Source organism: Streptomyces sp. NPDC003635, assembly GCF_053587635.1.
The window spans coordinates 44,026-64,753 of record NZ_JBSFOK010000044.1; the positions used below are offsets into that span (position 1 = coordinate 44,026).

Genomic DNA, 20,728 nt, shown 5'->3' on the forward strand with positions numbered 1-20,728 from the left:
TAAGGGGTGGTTGGTGTCGTTCGTAAGCCGCGGGTTCGATGTGGCCTGTCGCGCGATCCCCGCGCTTGCACTCAGGACCTCCCTGACCCTTCTTTCTGACATACCGACCGGTTAGTCTGGCCTCCGCAGAGCCGTCTGCCCGAGCCGCGATCAAAGGAGACCGATGGTGGAAGCCTTGCAGGACGCCGGAGTCGTCGTCACCGGAGCGGGTGGGGGGATCGGGGCCGCTCTCGCTCGGCGGTTCGCCTCCGCCGGGGCGCGGGTGGTCGTCAACGATCTGGACGCCGCCAAGGCCGAAGCCGTCGCCTCCGAGATCGGGGGGATCGCCCTGCCCGGGGACGCCTCCGGGGTCGTCGGACCCGCTCGGGACGCGCTCGGCGCGGACATCGACGTGTACTGCGCCAACGCCGGGGTCGGGTCCGGCGGGTCCGAGGCCGCCGGGGAGGACGTCTGGGCGCTGGCCTGGGACGTCAACGTCATGGCGCATGTGCGGGCCGCCCAGGAACTCATCCCGGGGTGGGTCGAGCGAGGGCGCGGGCGGTTCGTCTCCACGGTGTCCGCCGCCGGGCTGCTCACCATGATCGGGGCCGCGCCCTACAGCGTCACCAAGCACGGGGCGTACGCCTTCGCCGAGTGGCTGTCGCTCACGTACCGGCACCGGGGGATCCATGTGCACGCGATCTGCCCCCAGGGGGTGCGGACCGACATGCTCGCCGCCACCGGGAGCGCGGGTGACCTGGTGCTGCAGCCGACCGCCATCGAGCCGGACGACGTGGCCGACGCCCTGTTCAAGGGGATGGCGGAGGACCGGTTCCTGATCCTGCCGCACCCCGAGGTCGCCGGGTTCTACGAGCACCGCGCGGGGGATCCCGACCGCTGGCTCGGCACCATGAACCACATCCAGCAGAAGTGGGAGGCCGCGCGGTGAGCGCCGGGTACGCCGACAAGCCCTGGCTCGCGCTGCTCGACGACGCCCAGCGCGCCCCGATCGACCCCGCCGACTCCCTGGTGCACGCCCTGCGCCGGGCCGCCGCCGAGGTGCCGGAGCGGGTCTTCCTCGCCTACTTCGACGGGCGGCTCAGCTACCGCGAGGTCGACGAGCTGAGCGACTCGGTCGCCGGACATCTCGCGGAGCGGGGGCTCCAGCGCGGGGAGCGGGTGGCCGTGCTGCTGCAGAACTCCCCGCTCTTCGTGCTCGCCGTGCTCGGGGCCTGGAAGGCGGGGGCGACCGTCGTGCCGGTGAACCCCATGTACAAGTCGGGGGAGATGGCGCACGTCCTGCGGGACGGCGACGTCGCCGCGCTGATCTGCTCCGACCGGGCCTGGGAGTCGTATCTGCGCGAGACGGCCGCCGACTCGCCGGTGCGGATGGTGCTCACCGGCTGTGAGCTGGAGTTCCAGACGCGCGGCGACGCGCGCGTGCTCGCCTTCGAACGGCTGCCCGAGGCCGGCGACGCCGGTGACCTGGCGGCCGTCGCCCGCGCCGGGCATCCGGCGCCCGAGGGACGTGACCCGCTGCCCTCGGACATCGCGCTGATCAGCTACACCTCCGGTACCAGCGGCACCCCCAAGGGCGCCACCAACACACACGGCAACATCATGCACAACGCCGAGCGGCAGCGGACCGGGCTGCCGCTGCCCGAGGCTCCGGTGTACTTCGCGATGGCGCCGCTGTTCCACATCACCGGCATGGTCTGCCAGCTCGGCGCCTGTCTGAACAGCGCGGGCACGCTGGTGCTGGCGTACCGCTTCGAGGCCGGAGTCGTGCTCGACGCGTTCGCCGAGCACCAGCCGCACTACACCGTCGGCCCGTCCACCGCCTTCATGGCCCTGGCCGCCCATCCGTCCGTCACCCGGGAGCACTTCGCCTCCTTCCGGATCATCTCCTCCGGCGGCGCCCCGCTGCCGCCCGCGCTGGTGGAGAAGTTCCGGGCCGGTTTCGGGCCGTACATCCGCAACGGCTACGGGCTCACCGAGTGCACCGCCCCCTGCGCCGCCGTGCCGCCCGCCCGGGAGGCGCCCGTCGACCCGGTCTCGGGGACGCTGGCCGTGGGCGTGCCCGGTCCCGACACGGTCGTGCGGATCCTCGACGACGAGGGTGCAGAGGTGCCCTTCGGGGAGCAGGGCGAGATCGTGGTGAGCGGGCCGCAGGTCGTGCCCGGATACTGGCGCCGCCCGGAGGCCACCGAGGAGACCTTCCCCGGTGGCGAGCTGCGCACCGGGGACATCGGGTTCATGGACCGCGAGGGCTGGCTGTACGTCGTCGACCGCAAGAAGGACATGATCAACGCGTCCGGGTTCAAGGTCTGGCCGCGCGAGGTCGAGGACGTGCTGTACACCCATCCGGCGGTGCGCGAGGCGGCCGTCGTCGGGGTGCCCGACGGGTACCGCGGGGAGACCGTGAAGGCGTACATCAGTCTGCGTCCGGGCGCCGAGCCGGACCCGGATGAACTCGCGGTGTACTGCAAGGAGAGACTGGCCGCCTACAAATACCCGCGCCAGGTGGAGATCCTGCCCGACCTGCCGAAGACGGCGAGTGGGAAGATCCTCCGGCGGGAACTTCGTTCCCGCGCGCAGAACCGCACATGAGAACCTCGGAAGGCAGGTGGCGGCACAGTGCCCAGGACGACGGACGGAGACGGCACCCCCGTCCCGCAGCGGCTGCTGGCCGCCGCCACCCGGCTCTTCGCCGAGCGGGGCTATGACCGCACCTCGGTGCAGGAGATCGTGGAATCGGCCGGCGTCACCAAGGGGGCGCTGTACCACTACTTCGGCTCCAAGGACGACCTGCTGCACGAGGTGTACGCGCGCGTGCTGCGCGTCCAGCAGGAGCGCCTGGACGCCTTCGCGGGCGCCGACGAGCCGGTGGAGAAGCGGTTGCGGGCCGCGGCCGCCGACGTCGTGGTCACCACCATCGACAACCTCGACGACGCCTCGATCTTCTTTCGCTCGATGCACCATCTGAGCCCCGAGAAGAACAAGCAGGTGCGCGCCGAGCGTCGGCGCTACCACGAGCGCTTCCGCGCGCTCATCGAGGAGGGCCAGCAGGCCGGGGTCTTCTCCACCGCGACCCCGGCCGACCTGGTGGTGGACTACCACTTCGGTTCCGTCCACCACCTGTCGACCTGGTACCGCCCCGACGGCCCGATGAGCCCCCAGGAGCTGGCCGACCATCTGGCCGACCTGCTCCTGAGGGCCCTGCGCCCCTGAGGCTCCTACAGGTACTTCTTCAGCTCCCGACGCGCCAGCGACCGCTGGTGCACCTCGTCCGGGCCGTCCGCGATCATCAACGTGCGGGCGGCCGCGTACAGCTCGGCCAGCGGGAAGTCCTGGCTCACCCCGCCGGCGCCGTGCAGCTGGATCGCGCGGTCGATGATGTCGACGACCGCGCGCGGGGTGGCGATCTTGATGGCCTGGATCTCGGTGTGGGCGCCCCTGTTGCCCACGGTGTCCATCAGCCAGGCCGTCTTCAGCACCAGCAGCCGGAGCTGCTCGACGGTCACCCGCGCGTCGGCGATCCAGTTGTGCACCACGCCCTGCTGGGCCAGGGCCTTGCCGAAGGCCGTACGGGACACCGCCCGGCGGCACATCAGCTCGATCGCCCGCTCGGCCATGCCGATCAGCCGCATGCAGTGGTGGATCCGGCCGGGGCCGAGGCGGGCCTGCGCGATGGCGAAGCCGCCGCCCTCCTCGCCGACGAGGTTGGCGACCGGCACGCGCGCGTGGTCGAAGACCACCTCGGCGTGGCCGCCGTGGGAGTGGTCCGCGTAGCCGAAGACCTGCATCGCGCGGCTGACGGTCACGCCCGGGGTGTCGCGGGGGACCAGGACCATCGACTGCTGACGGCGGATGTCCTCGCCGTCCGGGTCCGTCTTGCCCATCACGATGAAGATCTTGCAGTCCGGGTTCATCGCCCCGGAGATGTACCACTTGCGGCCGGTGATGACGTACTCGTCGCCGTCCCGCTCGATGTGCGTGGTGATGTTGGTGGCGTCCGAGGAGGCCACCTCGGGCTCGGTCATCGCGAACGCCGAGCGAATCTCACCGGCCAGCAGCGGCTCCAGCCACTGCTTCTTCTGCTGCTCGGTCGCGAACTGCGCGAGCACCTCCATGTTCCCGGTGTCCGGCGCGGCGCAGTTCGTCGCGGTGGGCGCCAGGTGCGGGGAGCGGCCGGTGATCTCGGCGAGGGGCGCGTACTGGAGGTTGGTGAGCCCGGCGCCGTGCTCGGCGTCCGGCAGGAACAGGTTCCACAGTCCCTGCCTGCGCGCCTCGGCCTTCAGTTCCTCCACGACCGCCGGGGTGTCCCACGGGGACGCCAGCGCGGCCCGCTGCTCCTCCGCCACCGCCTCGGCCGGATAGACGTACTCGTCCATGAAGGCGAGCAGCTTGCCGCGCAGTTCCTCCGTGCGCGCGTCGAACGCGAAGTCCATGTCCCGTCAGCCTTCCTGGAGAGTGGTCAGACCGTGGTCGATGAAGACCGGGACCAGGTCGCCGATGCGGTCGAAGCCGCGTCCGACGGTCTGGCCCAACGTGTAGCGGTAGTGGATGCCCTCCAGGATCACGGCGAGCTTGAACCAGGCGAACGCCGTGTACCAGGAGACCGCGGAGACGTCGCGCCCCGAGCGCGCGGCGTACCGCTCGATCAGCTCGGCCGGGTCCGGGTGACCCGGTGCCTCGGCGGTGGTGGAGACGGGGGAGTCGGGCATGCCCAGCGGCAGGCTGTACATCACCAGCAGGCCCAGATCGGTGAGCGGGTCGCCGAGCGTCGACATCTCCCAGTCGAGGATGGCCTTGATCTGGTCGGCCCCACCGTCCGGCTCGCTCGCAGGGCCGATCAGGACGTTGTCCAGCCGGTAGTCGCCGTGGATGACCGTCGGCGCGGGCGACGTCGGCAGCCTGCGCCCGAGGGTCGCGTGGAGTTCGTCGATTCCGGCCAGCTCGCGGTTGCGGGAGGCGTCCAGCTGCTTTCCCCACCGCCGCAGTTGGCGGTCGAGGAAACCCTCCGGGCGGCCGAAGTCGGCGAGGCCGACCGACGCCGGGTCCACCGCGTGCAGGTCCACCAGCGTGTCGACGAGCGCGAGCACCGCCTGCCGGGTGCGCTCGGCGCCGAGCGGGACCAGCTGGTCGGCGGTGCGGTACGGGGTGCCCTCGACGAACTCCATGACGTAGAAGGACGCCCCGATGACCTCTTCGTCCTCGCACAGCAGGATCGGACGGGGCACCGGCACGTTCGTCGGGTGCAACGCGCTGATCACCCGGTGCTCGCGCCTCATGTCGTGCGCGGTGGCGAGGACATGGCCGAGCGGAGGCCGCCGTACGACCCAGCGGGCCGTGCCGTCGGAGACGGTGTAGGTGAGGTTCGACCGTCCACCCTCGATCAACCGGCCGGTCAGCGGGCCCTGCACCAGGCCGGGGCGCTCACGGTCCAGCAGGGCGCGCAGCCGGTCGAGATCGAGTCCGGGCGGGTGGTCGGGGCTCATCGAGGCTCCTACGGGCAGGTGAACAAGTCCCGACCAATGATGCCGACCGGTCGGTATGTCGTCCAGTGCGCGAGCCCAACGTGATCGGAGCCACGATAGGCCGACAGCTCCCCGCGCGGGGCGCGAGGAGCTGTCTTTCGGCCGTGACCGGGGTCTGGGTCAGTGGTCGTCCCAGTGCCCGTCGTGGGCCGCGTGCCGGTGGCCGTCGTGGAGGTAGTCGACGTGGTCGCCGTGCAGGACGCTCTCGTGTCCGCAGGCCTCGCCGTGCTGGTGGTCGTGGCCCGCGTGGGTGGTGTGGTCGCCCGGCTCGCACTCGTCCCAGTGGCCGCCGTGCTCACGGTGCAGATGCCCGCCGTGCGCGTAGTCGACGTGGTCGCCGTGCGGCACCTCGGTGTGCCCGCAACCGGGGCCGTGGGTGTGGGCGTGGGAGGCGTGTTCCTGGTGGTAGGTGGTCATATTGCTCACCTTCGAACGTCCGGGTGATGACGACGGACAGGCTGCCACGAGAACGGTGCATATCAGGTCATTCGCCCTGCGTGGCGTTCCGGGTACCCGAAGACCGCCCGGCCTGTGCCGTGTCCCGGGCAGGAGGCCGCCCGGCCTGTGCCGTGTCCCGGGCAGGAGGCCGCCCGGCCTGTGCCGTGTCCCGGGCATCAGGGAGGCCGCCCGGGCCGCGTGCCTTTCGGCCTCAGAGGATCAGCGCCGCCCCGCACACCGCGAGCCCCACCGTGCACAGCACCGCCGCCGTCGCGTGCCGGGGGGCGAGGGGCCCGGGTTCCGGTCCTGCGGCGAGGGCGTGGATACGGCGGTTGGCGACCGCCAGGAAGCACAGCCACAGCACGAAGATCAGGGCGCACACGACGATCCGGGGCGCCGAGACCCCGCTGTGCAGGGCCGCCCGCACGGCGAGCACCGCGGCGACGGTGCCCGCCAGGGTCGTACGGCGCCACGCGAGCCGGGTCCGCTCGGGCTGGAGCCCCGGGTCCCGGGCCGGCACCGGCTCGGTGCTCACCCCTCCCACCCCACGAGCACCACCACGACCATCGCCAGCGCCACGACCGCGACCACCACGCTCAGCAGCGCGGGGAACCGTGAGACCGGCAGATCCTCCCCCCGGCGCATCGCCCGCTCGCAGCGCACCCAGTGGTTGACCGCGCGCAGGGAACACAGCACGCCCGCCGCGAGCAGGGCGAGGGCGAGCCCGACGCGCCAGCCCCAGCGCAGGTCCGGCAGGAACTGGTCGACCGCGAAACCGCCGCCGACCAGCGCCATCGCGGTGCGCAGCCAGGCCAGGAAGGTGCGCTCGTTGGCCAGCGAGAACCGGTAGTCCGGCGTGCTGCCCTCGCGCCGGACCTCCTCGGGCGCGAACCACAGCCGGGCGTTCCGTACGAATTCGATCACGCCCCGGACACTACCCGGAGCTACCGGGAGCCCTCCGCCGCCCGGTACGCCCGCAACCGCTCGTACGCGGCGAGTCCGTCCGGCACCCATTCCCAGTCCGCGAGGCGGTCCTCGATCTCCTCCTCGGGCAGGAAGGCGTGCCAGGCCACCTCCTCCACCTGCGGGCTGACCGGCAGCTCGCAGCGCACCTCGTACACGGCCGACCACCAGCTGTGCCCGGCCCCGTCCTCGTAGAGGAACTTGAACAGGAACTCCGGCTCGGGCAGTCCCGACACCCCGAGCTCCTCCTCGGCCTCCCGCAGGGCGGCCACGTCGTAGCGCTCGCCCGCGCCGACGACTCCGCCGACGAACATGTCGTACAGGGAGGGGAAGACCAGCTTGGTCGGCGTGCGGCGGTGGACGAAGAGGCGGCCCTGCGTGTCCCGGGCCTGGACGAACACGCACCGGTGCCGCATGCCCTCGGCGTAGACCCGGCCGCGGGGCGCCTGACCGATGACACGGTCGTTCTCGTCGACGACGTCGAGGATCTCGTCAGCTGCGCTCATGCGGACCATCCAAGCAGGCCCGGAGAGTCAGCTCGGCTGGAGCGCGCGGGCCGGTTCGCGGACCTTCGCGCCGCACGGCATCGCCGGGTGCAGGCCGAGCACGATGATGCCGACCACGATCGCGGCGAGGCCGGCGGACTCCCAGGCCAGGGCGCCCGCGTCGGTGCGCAGCCGGTCGCCGAGGAAGCCGACGCCGCACAGGATCCCGGCCAGCGGCTGGGCCGCGGTCAGGGCGGGCAGCGACATGCGCAGCGACGCGGTCTCGAAGGCGCTCTGCACCAGCACCAGGCCGGTGACACCGAGCGCCAGCACGGCGTACGGCTGCCAGCCGGTCAGCACCTCGCCGAGGCCACCCTCGCCGAAGCGCTCCCCGGTCACCCGGGTCAGGGCGTCCTGGACGCCGTAGAGGAGACCGGCGGCGGTGGCCAGCAGGGCCGGGCCCGCGCTCAGCCGGGAGCGCTTGGCGTACGCCGTGAGCAGCAGGGCCGTACCGACCATGGCGCCGATGATCAGCCACTGCCGGGAGGGGTCGCTGAGGGCCTCGCCGCCGCTCGGCTGCCCGGCCACGATGAACGCGGTCACACCCCCCGCGAGCAGGAGCAGGCCCGTCCAGCCCTGGCGGCCGAGCGGCTGCCGGGTCTGGCGCCGGGACAGGGCCATGGCGAAGAGCAGGTTGGTCGCCAGCAGGGGTTCCACCAGGGACAGCTCGCCCTGGCCGAGGGCGGCGGCGCCCAGCGCCATGCCCGCCACCATCAGGGCGATACCGCCCAGCCAGCGCGGCACCCTCACCAGGTCCAGCAGGATCCGGGGGGACAGAAAGTCACTGAGGGGCGCCTTCTGAGCGGCGTTCTGCTGCAGGACGAATCCGAAGCCCAGGCAGCAGGCGGCGCTCACGGCGAGTATCAGAACCTGAAGCGACACGCGACGTTCCTCGATCGTTCGGCCGGGGCTCGGGGGGCGTACTGCGTAAGGGCCGACTGTAGCGTCCCGGGGCCGGGTGCGCCTCCGGGAGAGCCGGAGGGCGATGGGCTTCACGCAATGGTCCGTGCCCGATGCCATCGACGCCATGGCGTACGCCACAGGTACGGTCCAATGTGCCATACCGACTCCGACAACACGCCACAAGTGCCCCATGAGTCACAGGAGTTGACGCGTGTAACGCGCTGGCGGCCCTTGACGCGAAGTGTTGGCGGGGGGTTGGCTGTGTGTGATCGCTCGATGGCAAACCGAAACCGGACGACGACTCGCGTCGCGTGAGGATGTACCCGAGGTGTCTCCACCCCCGCCACCCCTCGGTCGTGGCCGCAAGCGCGCGGACCGGACCCTAGATGGCGCCCTCGACGACCTCGACCTCGTCGCCGCCCGGACGGCGCTGGCGCAGGGGCGGTGGCAGGCGGCCCGTTCCCTGCTGGCCCGTACCGGCGACGACTGGGACCGGCGCGGCCACCGGATCACCGTCCTCGCCCAGGAGCCCTACAGCGCCCCCTGGGCCCGGGAGTGGCTGCTGGCCGAGCCCGAGTCCGCCGACGCCCGCGTCCTGCTCGCCCTCGCCCAGGTCCAGCGTGTCCTGCGCGGCAAGGAGAAGCCGGACCGCGCCCGCGAGGCCTGCCGTACGGCCGCCGTGCACGCCCCCGCCGACCCCACCCCGTGGCTCGGCCTGCTCATGCTGACCCGGGGGACGGGCACCGAGGACGAGGCGCTGAAGCACTTCGAGGAGCTGGGTCACCGGCACCCCGACCACCACCACGCCCACCACCTGATGGTCGCCCGGCTCGCCGAGCGCCACCCGGCCGTCGGCCCGGACCCGCTGCACGAGGTCTACGACTTCGCCAACGGCGCCGCCGAGCGGGCCCCCGCCGACTCCCCGCTGGCGATCCTGCCGGTCATCGCGCACGCCGAGCGCTACCGGGTACTGGCCGCCGCCGGGCACGAGCCGCCCGACCCGGCCGCTTCCGGGCACTGGGTCGGCCGACGGGCCCGCCAGGTGCTGAAGGCGGCCTTCGACTGGTGGCTGGAGTGGGAGCAGGAGGGGCATCCGCGCCGCCTGGTCGATCTGAACTTCCTCGCCCACGCCAAGTTCTGCGAGGGCCGGGGCGCCGAGGCGGCCGCCCTGTTCCACCGCATCGGCGAACACGCCACCCCGGCGCCATGGTCCTACCCGGACCGCGACCCGTACCCCGCCTTCCGTGCCGCCCGCGACAGCGCGCTCGGCACGGTGTGAAACACCCCGCACCACCCGGCACGACCCGCACCACCCGGCACGACCCGCATCACATGGCATGACCGGCATCACCTGGCAGGACCCGCACCACCCGGCACGATCTGCAGCACCCGGCACACCTGGCAGGACCCACACCACCCGGCATGACCAGCATCACCTGGCACGACCCGCACACCCGGCACACCTGGTGGGACCCCGCAGTACCCGGCATGACCGGCACCACCCGGCATGACCAGCATCACCTGGCACGACCCGCAGCGCCCGGGACACCTGGTGGGACCCCGCAGCACCCGGCACGACTCGCAAGCACCCGGCACAACCCGCATCACCCGGCACACCTGGCGGGACCCCGCGGCAAGTGGCGGGCCGCCGCACCCGGCAGGACCCCGCAGGACCCCGCAGGACCCCGTAGGACCCCGCAAGACCCGCAGCACCCCGCAGCACCCCGCAGCACCCCGCAGCACCCCGCACCGCGAAGCACCCCGGACACCCCCGAGATCTGTGAAAGGACGCCCCGCGATGACGATGGGCAGCTCCAGAACCGTCGGCGACACCGCCGGCATCAGCACCTTCAAGGGCCAGGACCGCGCCCTGCGCGCCGACCGGCTCGGCACGATCGGCCTGCTGCTGTCCGTGCTCGCCGCGACGGCCCCCCTGATGGTCGTCGCCGGTGTCATGCCCACGACCTTCGGGGTCATGGGCATCGTCGGACAGCCGCTCCTCTTCGTGATCCTCGGCGTCGTGCTCGCCCTCTTCAGCGTCGGGTACGCCGAGATGAGCCGGCACGTGCACAACGCCGGCGCCTTCTACGCCTACATCTCCCGCGGCCTCGGCGGCACCGCCGGCGCCGGCGCCGCCCTGGTCGCGCTCGTCGCCTACAACGCCCTCCAGGTCGGCATCTACGGCATCTTCGGCTTCGAGGTCTCCGCCCTGTTCGCCACCTACCTGGAGATCGAACTCGCCTGGTGGATCCCGGCGCTGCTGGCCGTGCTGTTCGTCGGCGCCCTCGGCTGGCTGAAGATCGACCTGAACGCGCGCGTGCTCGGCGTCCTGCTCCTCATCGAGGTGGCGCTCGTCGTGATCTTCGACGTGGCCGCCCTCGGCGACCCCGGTCCCGAGGGCCTCTCCCTGCACGCCTTCAACCCGGACACGCTGAGCGGCGCGGGCATCGGCACCGCCCTGTGCTTCTGCGTCGCGGCATTCCTCGGCTTCGAGCAGGCACCTGTCTACGCCGAGGAGACCAGCCGCCCGCACGTCCTCGTGCCCCGCGTGATGTTCCTGGCCATTGGCGGCATCGCCGTCTTCTACACCATCAGCTGCTGGGCGATCACCGTCGCCACCGGCCCCGACGCCGTCGTCGGCACCGCTCAGGAACAGAGCGCCGGAATGCTGTTCTTCCTGACCGAGGGCCTGGTCGGGGAGACCTTCACCGACGTCCTGCACGTGCTCTTCGTGACCGGCATGTTCGCCGCCATGGTCAGCTTCCACAACGTGGTCGCCCGGTACGCCTTCGCCATGGGCCGCGAGGGCCTGCTGCCCTCCGCCTTCGGCCGTACCACCAGCGCGAGCGGCGCCCCCGGCACCGGCTCCCTGCTCCAGACCGTGATCGCCCTGGTGGTCGTGGCCGCCTTCGCGCTCACCGACGACAAGCCGACCGGCGACCCGACCGCGCCGGTGCTGCACCTGTTCACCTGGATGGGCAACGTCGGCGCGCTCGGCGTCACGCTGCTGATGGCCATCGCCTCGGTGTCCGTCGTGGTCTTCTTCGTCCGCCGGGGCGCGGTGGGCACCCAGTTCTGGCGTCTGGCCGCGGCGGGCCTGGCCACCATCGCCCTGCTCTTCATCGTCGTCTACACCGTCAAGGACTTCGACGTACTCGTCGGCTCGGGCCCCGGTTCGTCCCTGCACTGGATCCTGCCCGGCATCATCGCCCTCGCCCTCGTCGGCGGCCTGGTCCAGGGCCTGGTCCTGCGAGCCCGCGCCCCCGAGGCGCACGCCCGTATCGGCCTGGGCAACGAGGCGTTCCAGCTGGAGAAGGCGGCGGAGAGCTCGCACTGATCCTGCCGCCCCGAGATTCCCGCCCCGGCTCCTCGCCCCGAGAATCTCCCGCGGACATCCCCGAGATGCTCCCGCGGACATTACGGAACCCTGACGAGCGCCCGCGACCCCTGGCCCGCCCGGGGCGCGGGTGCTCGAATGAGGACGTGAACTCCGAACAGCCCGAGGAGCGCGGAACGCCGATGGGCCGCCGCGTCTTCCTCGGCACCCTCGGCCTGGGTGCCCTCGGCGTGGCCACCGCGCCGGTCCTCCAGCGCGGACTGGAATCGTTCCTCGCCGGCGCCGCCGAGAAGGACCCCACGGGCCTGACCGGACTGCTCCCCAACGGCGGCGGCTTCCGCTACTACTCGGTCGCCTCCTCCGTGCCGCGCAAGAACGCCGGGAACTACCGCCTCACCATCGACGGCCTGGTCGACCGCCCCAGGTCGTACACGCTCGCCGAGCTGCGGGCGCTGCCCCAGACCCGCATGGTCCGCGACGTCCAGTGCGTCACCGGCTGGCGGGTGCCCGACACCCCCTTCGAAGGTGTGCGCCTGTCCCGGCTCCTGGACGCGGCGGGAGTGCGCCCGTCGGCCGGGGCGGTGCGCTTCACCTGCTTCGACGGCGTCTACACCGAGAGCCTCACCCTGGACCAGGCCCGCCGCTCCGACGTCCTGGTCGCGCTGCGCATGCAGGACAAGGACCTGGGTCACAGCCACGGCGGCCCGGCTCGCCTGTACGTGGCGCCGATGTACTTCTACAAGTCCGCGAAGTGGCTCTCGGGCATCACCGTCACCGAGGACGTGCGCCCGGGCTACTGGGAGGAGCGCGGCTACGACGTCGACGCCTGGGTCGGCCGTTCGAACGGACGCGACGATGAGCCTACGAGCTGAGGCCCCGCCGACGGCCCGGCTGCGCCGCTTCGGCCGCGCGGCGCGGTGGGTCCACCGCACGACGGCACTCCTGATGGGCGTCTGCGTGGCGACCGCGGCCTGCCTGTACGTCCCCCAGCTCGCGGAACTGGTCGGGCGCCGTGAGCTGATGGTCCGGATCCACGAGTGGGCGGGCCTGGCCCTGCCGGTTCCGCTGCTCGCGGGCCTGGCCTCCCGCGCGCTCCGGGCGGACCTGGGCCGGCTGAACCGCTTCGGCCCGCACGACCGCCGCTGGCTGCGGGCGGCGCTGCGGCGGGACAGGAGCCCGGCGTCCCGTCCGGCGGCGAAGTTCAACGCGGGCCAGAAGATCTACGCGTCCTGGATCGCCGGTGCCACGCTGGTCATGCTCGGGACGGGCCTGATGATGTGGTTCACCCACCTCACTCCGCTGATGTGGCGCACCAGCGCGACCTTCGTGCACGACTGGCTGGCCCTGACCATCGGCATCGTCCTGGCCGGCCACATCGGCATGGCCCTGGCGGACCCGGAGGCACGACGGGGGATGCGCACGGGTTCGGTGAGCCGGGAGTGGGCGGACCGCGAGCATCCGCTGTGGCGGCCGTGAGGGTCAGCGGGGCTTGGGGCACTCGGTGGCCCGGCGTGCGGCGCCGCTGACGTACTCGACGCGCAGCCCGGGATCTCCTTCGTGGAGCACGTAGAGCTTTCCGTCCGAGGGCGCCCAGTACCGGGGTACGAGAAAGAGCCGGTCACCCGCGACGTGAAAGAGCCGCAGCCCGGCGTACCGGAAGCGGTAGGGACTGTCCTCGGCGTCCACCGCGGCGACACAACTGCCGCCACCCCGGATGAGCAGATCGTCCTCGCTGAACACGACCACGGCCGGGAAGCCGTCGGTCACCGTGGCGGTCGTCTCGGCGGCCCGGCCGCGGCCGATGATGCCCGCGTAGGCGTACACGGCCCAGAACAGCGAGACGACGGCGACGAGGAGGGCCGGGGCCCAGATCCGCGCCGGCCGATGCGGTCCGGGTGCGGTGCCGTCCGGGTCCGGACGGGTCCGGGCGTACGCGCTGACCAGCACGCCGACGATCGCCGCGAGCGGGATGAGCAGATCGAACAGGGGCCCCGGCGACAGGTAGAAAAGCGGTACGAGCAGCGGCGCGGGCACCCAGGCGTGCCGCAGCGCCTTCAGGACCGGTTCGGCACGGGCCGGATCGCTCTCGACCTTTCGATGCAGGACGGCACCGACCATCGCGGCGGCGGCGAGGGCGAGCACGGGGAAGTACAGCGCGTCCACGCTGCGGAGCAGGTATTCGGCGGTGGACAGCCGGAACAGGGTGTCCCGCAGCCCGAGGGCCCGGGTCTCGGCGTCGGTACTGGCCCAGCCGAAGTAGAAGAGGACCGCCGTGAAGAGGGAGAGGAGAGACCCGGCGGTGCCGATCAGCTCGAACCAGTTGCGGGGCTGGGGCGACGGTGGGGGAGTGGGTTCCGGATCCGGGGGTTCTGGAGGGACGGGGTGAGGGTCGGGTTCGGGGTCCGAGGGCTCCGGGTCCGGGGGTGCGGTGGTCACGGGGAGGGGGAGGTGACGGGGGACGGGGAGACGTCGGGGGAGGAGCCGGTGGGGCCCACGAGGGTGATGGCGTCATCCAGGCCGGCTGTGTCGCCGTACTCGATCGTGACGCCGACGGTCTGCGGGTAGCTGGCGAAGGTGGGGACCCCCACGGTGAAGGAGAACCTGCCGTCCGACTCGGACCCGGGGACGAGCTGCGGTCCGTCCTGGGATTCCTTGCCGCCGATCTTCACGAACGCGCTCATGGACGGCAGGTCCTCGGAGCTGAAGTGGGCGCCGCTGACCTCGATGGTGATGCGGTCGCCCGGCTCGACCACGCCGTCCTCGTCCGGGACGACCTTGGTGATACGGAAGTCGCAGGCCTCGGCGCCGCCGCCGTTCTCCGAACTCCGCAGCCGCACGGTGGCCGAGGGATGCTCCTGGTGGAACCGCAGGACGTCGCCGAGGACGGCGCGTGCCGCGAGGCCCTTGCAGGTGGCGAGTCGGCCCTCGGTGGCGGCGAAGTACTTGGCCGCGTCGTCCCAGTTTCCGTTCTGACCCTGCACTGCGAGGCAGGCCTCGGCGAGGCCGCGCAGCACCTGCCACTGGGGCTCGTCCGCTTCCGCCCTGATGACGTCCAGGGCGGCCGAGCAGTTCTGGGGCCGCGCACCGAGGGAGTCGTAGACGCTCTCCGGGTCGGCCGAATTCTCCAGATTGGGCGAACGCGGCCCCGGCCGCAGCCAGGAGGGCCGGTCCACCGGACCGGGACCGGTGCCGCCAGAATCGTTTCCGCCCGATCCGTTGCCACCTCCGGAAACGTTTCCGCTCGAGCCGCCGGAGCCGGAGCCGGAGCCCGACCCACCCGACCCGCCGGACCCGCCCGATCCGCCATCCTCCTCGTCCGGCCGCCACGTAGGCATGCCCCCGCCCGAATCCCCGGACCCGCCGCCGCTCTCGCCACCGCTCCGCGTGCCCCCGCCCGAGCTGCCCCCGGAGACACTCATGCCCCCGGAGCCCCCCGACCGCTCCTCGTCACTCCCGCCCCCGCCGCAAGCCGCCGCCGTCCCCACGGCCAGCGTTCCCGCGACGAGTAACCCCGTGATCCGCGCCCTGAGCGAGATCGCCATGACAACCCCCGATGCCAAGTCCCCCCAATGATGGGACCAAGTGCTGTGCCGGGGAAGCCACTTGGGCCCGCCCTCTCCTCGGGGCGAGGACAGGACGGGCCCAGGGGTGTCGTACGACCGCTATATCAACAGCGACAACAGCAGCACGATGCCGCCCGCGACCACCGAGATGATCGTCTCCATCACGGACCAGGTCTTGATGGTCTGTCCGACGTTCAGCCCGAAGTACTCCTTCACCAGCCAGAAGCCGGCGTCGTTGACATGGCTGAAGAAGAGCGAGCCGGCGCCGATGGCGAGGACCAGCAGAGCCGTCTCCGTGGTGGACATGCCCGCCGCGAGCGGCGCGACCAGGCCCGCCGCCGAGACCGTCGCCACCGTCGCCGAACCGGTGGCCAGCCGGATCGCCACCGCGATCAGCCAGGCCAGCAGCAGCGCCGGGATGGACCAGTCCTCGGAGATCTCCAGGATCATCTGACCCACACCGGAGTCGATCAGCGTCTGCTTGAAGCCACCTCCCGCACCGACGATCAGCAGGATGCCGGCGATGGGCGCGAGGCCCTTCTCCACCAGTCCGGACACCCTCTCCTTGCCGAACCCGGCGGGGCGCAGCAGCGTGAAGATGCCGACCAGGACGGACGCGAGCAGGGCGATCAGCGGGGAGCCGATGACGTCGAAGACGCGCTGCGTGGTGTTCTCGGGGTCGTCGATGATGATGTCGACGAGCGCCTTGGAGAGCATCAGCACGACCGGCAGCATGATGGTGGCCAGCGTGGCGCCGAAGCTGGGACGCCGCTCCAGCGTCTCGGAGGCGCGCTGCGGGATCATCTTGTCGGGCGCCTGGACGTCCACCCAGCGGGCGGCGTACCGGGAGAACAGCGGACCGGCGATGATCACCGTCGGGATGGCGACCAGGACGCCGAGCGCCAGCGTGACACCGAGGTTGGCCTGCACCGCGTCGATCGCGACCAGCGGACCGGGGTGCGGCGGGACCAGACCGTGCATCACGGACAGACCGGCGAGCGCCGGGATGCCGATCCGCATCAGCGAGTAGTTGCCGCGCTTGGCGACCATCAACACGACCGGGATCAGCAGCACCACGCCGACCTCGAAGAACAGCGGCAGACCGATCACCGAGGCGATCAGCACCATCGCCCACGGCATGGAACGGCCGCTGGCCTTGGCGAGGATCGTGTCGACGACCTCGTCCGCGCCGCCGGAGTCGGCGAGCATCTTGCCGAGGATCGCGCCGAGTGCGATCAGCACACCGACACCGGCCACGGTGGCGCCGAGCCCGGTGGTGAAGCTGGCGATGGCCTTGTCCAGCGGCGCCCCGGCGAACGCGCCCAGCGCCAGCGAACCGATGGTCAGCGCCAGGAAGGCGTGGAGCTTGAACTTGGTGATCAGCAGGACGATGACGGCGATGCCCAACAGGACGGCGATGCCCAGCTGGGCATGACCGGCCGAGGTGATGGGCTCGACGGGGTCCGCTGCCAGCAGCTCGACGTTGAGTCTGGTCACGGGTTTTCCTTGCGGTTACGGGGGTGGGGAGGGGAGTGCGTGGGGGGCTACGACGTCGGGGCCGACGGCGTGTCGAGGGCGTCCAGCGCGGCCGTGGCGCGTGCGGTGATCTCCTCGGGGGTGCCCGAGACGTCCACCACGACGCCCGCCTCGTCCGCCTGAAGCGGCTGGAGGGTGGCGAACTGCGAGTCCAGTAGGGCCGTGGGCATGAAGTGCCCCTGCCGCTGGCGCATCCGGGTCTCGATCAGCGCGCGGTCGCCCGCGAGGTGGACGAAGACCACCCCGGGCGCGGCGGCCCGGAGCCGGTCGCGGTAGGACCGCTTCAGCGCGGAGCTGCTGACCACCCCACCGAGCCCCGCCCGCCCGTGCGCCCAGGTGCCGATGGCGTCGAGCCAGGGCCACCGGTCCTCGTCGTCGAGCGGGGTACCGGCCGACATCTTGGCGATGTTGGCCTGCGGGTGGAAGTCGTCGCCCTCGGCGTACGGGACGCCGAGCCGGGCGGCGAGCAGGGGACCGATCGTGGTCTTGCCCGTTCCGGCAACGCCCATCACGACGACGACGTGGGGGGTACGCATCACTGCCTCGCTGTCTTCCTCGACAAACGACGTCGACTGCTGACGTCGGCCGGGACACTGAAACTCATTAGGTACGACGAATTCAAGACCTTGTGACAAATAAGTCTGACTTTTTGTTCCCCTGGTCTCCCCCGTACGCTGTGGGAATGAGCACAACGGGCCGGGGGCTGCACGGCCATGTACTGGAAACCCTCGGCCCCGCGATCACCGCGGGCGAGTACCCCCCGGGCAGCGTCCTGCGCACCGATGAGCTCGCTCAGCGGTTCGATGTCTCACGCTCCGTGATGCGCGAGGCCGTCCGCGTCCTCGAGTCGATGTACCTGGTCGAGTCCCGCCGCCGGGTGGGCGTGACGGTCCGCCCGAAGTCCGAGTGGAACGTCTACGACCCCCAGGTCATCCGCTGGCGCCTGGCCGGCGCCGACCGGCCCCACCAGCTGCGCTCCCTCACCGTGCTGCGCTCCGCGATCGAGCCGGTCGCCGCGGGCCTCGCCGCGAAGAACGCCACCGCGGCGCAGTGCGCCGAGCTCACCGAGTGCGCCCTGGGCATGGTGGCCAACTCCCGAGGCCACCAGCTGGAGGGTTACCTCCTGCACGACGTCGCCTTCCACCGGGTCATCCTCAACGCCTCCGGCAACGAGATGTTCGCCCGGCTCGGGGACGTCGTCGCCGAGGTCCTCACCGGCCGTACCCAGCACGAGGTCATGTTCGAGGACCCCGACCCGGCCGCCGTCACCCTGCACGTGCAGGTCGCCGAGGCGGTCCGCGCCCGCGACGCCGCCCGCGCCGAGGAACTGGTTCGCGAGATCACGGTCGGCGCCCTCCAGGAGCTGGACATCCTCGCGCCCTGAAATCCCTTCGCGCAGGCCCGATCGCCGGCGGTACCGTCCGCAAGTGCTTGATGAAGACGGCTACTTCGGAGAGAAGATCGCGTCCGGGTACGACGACGACTGTGCGGAGATGTTCCAACCGCATGTCGTGGGACCGGTGGTCGACGTCCTGTCGGACCTCGCCGGTGACGGCCCCGCGCTCGAACTCGGCATCGGCACCGGCCGTATCGCCCTGCCGCTGGCCGCCCGCGGCGTACCGGTGCACGGCATCGACATGTCCCGCGCCATGGCCGCCCGGCTGCGCGAGAAGCCCGGCGGGGACACCGTCGGCGTGACGATCGGCGACTTCGCGACGACCCGGGTCGAGGGTGAATTCACCCTCGCCTACCTGGTGTTCAACACCATCAACAACCTGACCACCCAGGACGCCCAGGTCGACTGCTTCGTCAACGCCGCCGCTCATCTGGCCCCGGGCGGCCACTTCGTCATCGAGGTGGGCGTGCCGGAGCTGCGCAAACTGCCGCCGGGACAGAGCGCCGTGCCGTTCCGCATCACGCCGACGCAGTGGGCCTTCGACACCTACGATCCCGCCACCCAGTCGATGAGCAGCAACTACGTCACGATCGTCGACGGACGCGCCGAGCACTGGTCGCTGCCGTTCCGGTACGTGTGGCCCGCCGAGCTGGACCTGATGGCGCGCCTCGCCGGACTGCGCCTGCGCAACCGCTGGGAGGACTGGAACCGGGCGCCCTTCACCAGCGAGAGCACCCGGCACGTGTCGGTGTGGGAGAAGCCGGCCGGCTGATCAGTCCAGGAACTCCCCGTCCACGTACACCCACGCCCCGTCCACCCGCTCGAATCGGCTCCGCTCGTGCAGCGAGCCGCCCCGGAAGGACGCCCGGAAGGTCACGGTCCCGGTGGAGTGGAACGCGGAGCCGTCGCCGGTCGCCAGGATGTCCAGGCCCGTCCAGCGCATCCCCGGATCCAGCTCGAGCCGCGCCGGCCGGGTCCGCGGATGCCAGGTCCGTAGCAGATAGGGCACGTCGCCCTTCACGAACGCGCTGTACCGGGACCGCATCAGCGCCTCCGCGGTCGGCGCGGCGGCGGCGCCGGAGTGGTAGCGCCCGCAGCACTTCTCGTACGGCTCGGCCAGGCCGCAGGGACAGTTCCTCATGCCGACGCCCCCGCGCTCGGCGGGTACGGCGGCTTCACCGGCAGTGCCGTCACCTGGCTCGGCAGCGGCGGCAGCGCCGTGCCGTACACCCAGGCGTCGAACAGCTCCTCCAGCGGCTCGCTCGCGAACCGGGCCACGTGCGCGGTGAACGTCGTCGTGGTCACTGCCCCGCCCCGGTGCAGCCCGGTCCAGCCGCGCAGCATCCGGAAGAAGGCGTCGTCGCCGAGCGCGCAGCGCAGGGCGTGCACGGTCAGCCCGCCGCGCTCGTAGAGGCGATCGTCGAACATCAGCTTGCGGCCGGGGTCGGCGAGCTTCAGATCCTGCGGCAGCCCGGACAGCAACCGGTGCGCGGTGGCGGCGAGTTGCTGCGCCGTCCGGCCGCCGGACCGCTCCGACCACAGCCACTCGGCGTACTTCGCGAGTCCCTCGTTCAGCCAGATGTGCCGCCAGTCGGCGATCGAGACGCTGTTGCCGAACCACTGGTGGGCCAGCTCGTGCGCGACCAGCCGCTCCGAACCCCGGGCGCCGTCCACATGGTTGGCGCCGAACAGCGACAACCCCTGTGCCTCCACGGGCACATCGAGCTCCTCCTCGGTCACCACCACCGCGTACTCGTCGAACGGGTAGGGCCCGAAGACCTCCTGGAACAGCTCCATCATCTGCGGCTGACGGGCGAAGTCCCGGGAGAACCGGGGGAGCAGATGCGCCGGGATGTGCCCGTGCTGCGGCACCCCGCCCGGGCCGGGGTCGCCCAGCAGGACCGTCTGGTACTTGCCGATCGACAGGCCGACGAGATAGCTGGACGTCGGCGCGGACTGCTCGTAGACCCAGGTCGTCGTCGACGCCTTCGTCGTACGCGTGAGCAGTCGGCCGCCCGCCACCACCGCGTACGAGGACGGGGTGGTGATCGAGATCTGGTACGACGCCTTGTCCGCCGGGCGGTCGTTGCACGGATACCAGGAGGGCGCCCCGACCGGCTGGCTCGCCACCAGCGCCCCGTCCTCCAGCTCCTCCCAGCCGAGCCCGCCCCACGGGCTGTTCACCGGCTTGGGGTTGCCCGACCAGTGCACCTCGACCGTGAAGGCGGCCCCGGGCCGGATCGGCTTGGCGGGCTTGATCCGCAGCCGTCCGCCACGATGCGTGTAGTGCGGCTGGCGCCCGTCCAGCCGGACCCGGCCGATCTTGAAGTCCGCGAGGTTCAGCTGGAACTCGGCGAGCGGCGACCGGCCCGCGATCGCGTTGATCCGGGCCGTACCCGACAGCCGGTTCGGACCCGGGCGGTAGTCCAGCGCGAGTTCGTACCGGTGCACCCGGTAACGGGGATCACCGTTGTCGGGAAAGTACGGGTCCGCGCCCACGGACTGCTGAACTGCCACTGCTGCGTCTG

General features: G+C 71.7%; 22 protein-coding genes. 9 read left to right on the forward strand and 13 right to left on the reverse strand.

Features of this window, described 5'->3' with window-relative positions; all coding sequences use genetic code 11:
* Nucleotides 1-163 precede the first annotated feature (163 nt).
* Genes ACWDRW_RS31655 through ACWDRW_RS31665 form a run of 3 tightly spaced genes read left to right on the forward strand, consistent with a single transcriptional unit; the run spans nt 164 to nt 3,210 of the window.
* Nucleotides 164-928 carry an SDR family oxidoreductase gene (locus tag ACWDRW_RS31655; RefSeq protein ID WP_451729092.1) on the forward strand — a complete coding sequence of 255 codons (765 nt, stop codon included), beginning with the start codon at nt 164-166 and terminating at the stop codon, nt 926-928.
* Entirely contained in the window at nt 925-2,589 is a 1,665-nt protein-coding gene (locus ACWDRW_RS31660) for a class I adenylate-forming enzyme family protein (RefSeq protein WP_451729095.1), read from the forward strand. The genes ACWDRW_RS31655 and ACWDRW_RS31660 overlap by 4 nt, the downstream gene beginning before the upstream one ends.
* A gap of 27 nt (nt 2,590-2,616) precedes the next feature.
* A complete protein-coding gene (locus tag ACWDRW_RS31665) occupies nt 2,617-3,210 on the forward strand; it encodes a TetR/AcrR family transcriptional regulator (RefSeq protein ID WP_451729098.1) in 594 nt (197 codons plus the stop codon).
* Between the two features lie 5 nt (nt 3,211-3,215).
* Here the strand turns inward: ACWDRW_RS31665 and ACWDRW_RS31670 are convergent, their stop codons facing one another.
* From ACWDRW_RS31670 to ACWDRW_RS31700, 7 genes are all read right to left on the reverse strand, one after another.
* A complete protein-coding gene (locus ACWDRW_RS31670; RefSeq protein WP_451729100.1) occupies nt 3,216-4,430 on the reverse strand; it encodes an acyl-CoA dehydrogenase family protein in 1,215 nt (404 codons plus the stop codon).
* A gap of 6 nt (nt 4,431-4,436) precedes the next feature.
* On the reverse strand, nt 4,437-5,480 hold the full coding sequence (locus tag ACWDRW_RS31675) for a phosphotransferase family protein (RefSeq protein ID WP_451729102.1): 1,044 nt from the start codon (nt 5,478-5,480) through the stop codon (nt 4,437-4,439).
* A gap of 159 nt (nt 5,481-5,639) precedes the next feature.
* On the reverse strand, nt 5,640-5,936 hold the full coding sequence (locus ACWDRW_RS31680; RefSeq protein WP_451729105.1) for a hypothetical protein: 297 nt from the start codon (nt 5,934-5,936) through the stop codon (nt 5,640-5,642).
* A 232-nt stretch (nt 5,937-6,168) separates the two neighbouring features.
* Nucleotides 6,169-6,492, reverse strand: a complete 324-nt coding sequence (locus ACWDRW_RS31685; RefSeq protein WP_451729108.1) for a DUF202 domain-containing protein — start codon at nt 6,490-6,492, stop codon at nt 6,169-6,171.
* Nucleotides 6,489-6,881, reverse strand: a complete 393-nt coding sequence (locus tag ACWDRW_RS31690) for a YidH family protein (protein WP_451729110.1) — start codon at nt 6,879-6,881, stop codon at nt 6,489-6,491. The genes ACWDRW_RS31685 and ACWDRW_RS31690 overlap by 4 nt, the downstream gene beginning before the upstream one ends.
* A 20-nt stretch (nt 6,882-6,901) precedes the next feature.
* Nucleotides 6,902-7,426, reverse strand: a complete 525-nt coding sequence (locus tag ACWDRW_RS31695; protein WP_451729112.1) for an NUDIX hydrolase — start codon at nt 7,424-7,426, stop codon at nt 6,902-6,904.
* Between the two features lie 27 nt (nt 7,427-7,453).
* Entirely contained in the window at nt 7,454-8,347 is an 894-nt protein-coding gene (locus ACWDRW_RS31700) for a DMT family transporter (protein ID WP_451729116.1), read from the reverse strand.
* A gap of 349 nt (nt 8,348-8,696) precedes the next feature.
* On the opposite strand from ACWDRW_RS31700, the gene ACWDRW_RS31705 reads away from it, so the two are divergent.
* The 4 genes from ACWDRW_RS31705 (at nt 8,697) to ACWDRW_RS31720 (ending at nt 13,181) form a co-directional block, all read left to right on the forward strand.
* The gene (locus ACWDRW_RS31705; RefSeq protein ID WP_451729118.1) at nt 8,697-9,647 is read left to right on the forward strand and encodes a hypothetical protein; all 951 of its coding nucleotides are present in this window, start codon (nt 8,697-8,699) and stop codon (nt 9,645-9,647) included.
* Nucleotides 9,648-10,166: 519 nt separating this feature from the next.
* Nucleotides 10,167-11,705 carry an APC family permease gene (locus tag ACWDRW_RS31710; RefSeq protein WP_451729121.1) on the forward strand — a complete coding sequence of 513 codons (1,539 nt, stop codon included), beginning with the start codon at nt 10,167-10,169 and terminating at the stop codon, nt 11,703-11,705.
* Nucleotides 11,706-11,851: 146 nt separating this feature from the next.
* A complete protein-coding gene (locus tag ACWDRW_RS31715; RefSeq protein WP_451729123.1) occupies nt 11,852-12,577 on the forward strand; it encodes a molybdopterin-dependent oxidoreductase in 726 nt (241 codons plus the stop codon).
* Entirely contained in the window at nt 12,561-13,181 is a 621-nt protein-coding gene (locus ACWDRW_RS31720; protein WP_451729126.1) for a cytochrome b/b6 domain-containing protein, read from the forward strand. Before ACWDRW_RS31715 ends, ACWDRW_RS31720 begins: the two co-directional genes overlap by 17 nt.
* Before the next feature lie 3 nt (nt 13,182-13,184).
* Here ACWDRW_RS31720 and ACWDRW_RS31725 read toward each other — a convergent pair whose 3' ends face one another.
* From ACWDRW_RS31725 to ACWDRW_RS31740, 4 genes are all read right to left on the reverse strand, one after another.
* Nucleotides 13,185-14,141: a hypothetical protein gene (locus tag ACWDRW_RS31725; protein WP_451729129.1), complete on the reverse strand. Its 957-nt coding sequence runs from the start codon at nt 14,139-14,141 to the stop codon at nt 13,185-13,187.
* On the reverse strand, nt 14,138-14,878 hold the full coding sequence (locus ACWDRW_RS31730) for a hypothetical protein (protein ID WP_451729132.1): 741 nt from the start codon (nt 14,876-14,878) through the stop codon (nt 14,138-14,140). Before ACWDRW_RS31730 ends, ACWDRW_RS31725 begins: the two co-directional genes overlap by 4 nt.
* A 489-nt stretch (nt 14,879-15,367) precedes the next feature.
* The gene (locus ACWDRW_RS31735) at nt 15,368-16,765 is read right to left on the reverse strand and encodes a GntP family permease (protein WP_451729135.1); all 1,398 of its coding nucleotides are present in this window, start codon (nt 16,763-16,765) and stop codon (nt 15,368-15,370) included.
* Between the two features lie 47 nt (nt 16,766-16,812).
* Nucleotides 16,813-17,340, reverse strand: a complete 528-nt coding sequence (locus tag ACWDRW_RS31740; protein ID WP_451729138.1) for a gluconokinase — start codon at nt 17,338-17,340, stop codon at nt 16,813-16,815.
* A gap of 146 nt (nt 17,341-17,486) precedes the next feature.
* Between ACWDRW_RS31740 and ACWDRW_RS31745 the strand changes: the two genes are divergently transcribed.
* Nucleotides 17,487-18,188 carry a FadR/GntR family transcriptional regulator gene (locus tag ACWDRW_RS31745; protein ID WP_451729141.1) on the forward strand — a complete coding sequence of 234 codons (702 nt, stop codon included), beginning with the start codon at nt 17,487-17,489 and terminating at the stop codon, nt 18,186-18,188.
* Nucleotides 18,189-18,231: 43 nt separating this feature from the next.
* Nucleotides 18,232-18,972 carry a class I SAM-dependent DNA methyltransferase gene (locus ACWDRW_RS31750; RefSeq protein ID WP_451729143.1) on the forward strand — a complete coding sequence of 247 codons (741 nt, stop codon included), beginning with the start codon at nt 18,232-18,234 and terminating at the stop codon, nt 18,970-18,972.
* On the opposite strand, the gene ACWDRW_RS31755 is transcribed toward ACWDRW_RS31750, so the two are convergent.
* Together ACWDRW_RS31755 and ACWDRW_RS31760 are read right to left on the reverse strand one after the other, a co-directional pair.
* Nucleotides 18,973-19,341, reverse strand: a complete 369-nt coding sequence (locus ACWDRW_RS31755) for a YchJ family protein (RefSeq protein WP_451729146.1) — start codon at nt 19,339-19,341, stop codon at nt 18,973-18,975.
* Nucleotides 19,338-20,717 carry a M1 family metallopeptidase gene (locus tag ACWDRW_RS31760; RefSeq protein WP_451729149.1) on the reverse strand — a complete coding sequence of 460 codons (1,380 nt, stop codon included), beginning with the start codon at nt 20,715-20,717 and terminating at the stop codon, nt 19,338-19,340. The genes ACWDRW_RS31755 and ACWDRW_RS31760 overlap by 4 nt, the downstream gene beginning before the upstream one ends.
* Nucleotides 20,718-20,728: the final 11 nt, after the last annotated feature.

Bases quoted from the DNA above. Each gene is read 5' to 3' on its own strand.
- ACWDRW_RS31655 (WP_451729092.1), top strand. From the start codon at position 164: ATGGTGGAAGCCTTGCAGGACGCCGGAGTCGTCGTCACCGGAGCGGGT.
- ACWDRW_RS31670 (WP_451729100.1), bottom strand. From the start codon at position 4,430: ATGGACTTCGCGTTCGACGCGCGCACGGAGGAACTGCGCGGCAAGCTG.
- ACWDRW_RS31675 (WP_451729102.1), bottom strand. From the start codon at position 5,480: ATGAGCCCCGACCACCCGCCCGGACTCGATCTCGACCGGCTGCGCGCC.
- ACWDRW_RS31680 (WP_451729105.1), bottom strand. From the start codon at position 5,936: ATGACCACCTACCACCAGGAACACGCCTCCCACGCCCACACCCACGGC.
- ACWDRW_RS31695 (WP_451729112.1), bottom strand. From the start codon at position 7,426: ATGAGCGCAGCTGACGAGATCCTCGACGTCGTCGACGAGAACGACCGT.
- ACWDRW_RS31710 (WP_451729121.1), top strand. From the start codon at position 10,167: ATGACGATGGGCAGCTCCAGAACCGTCGGCGACACCGCCGGCATCAGC.
- ACWDRW_RS31720 (WP_451729126.1), top strand. From the start codon at position 12,561: ATGAGCCTACGAGCTGAGGCCCCGCCGACGGCCCGGCTGCGCCGCTTC.
- ACWDRW_RS31740 (WP_451729138.1), bottom strand. From the start codon at position 17,340: ATGCGTACCCCCCACGTCGTCGTCGTGATGGGCGTTGCCGGAACGGGC.
- ACWDRW_RS31745 (WP_451729141.1), top strand. From the start codon at position 17,487: ATGAGCACAACGGGCCGGGGGCTGCACGGCCATGTACTGGAAACCCTC.
- ACWDRW_RS31755 (WP_451729146.1), bottom strand. From the start codon at position 19,341: ATGAGGAACTGTCCCTGCGGCCTGGCCGAGCCGTACGAGAAGTGCTGC.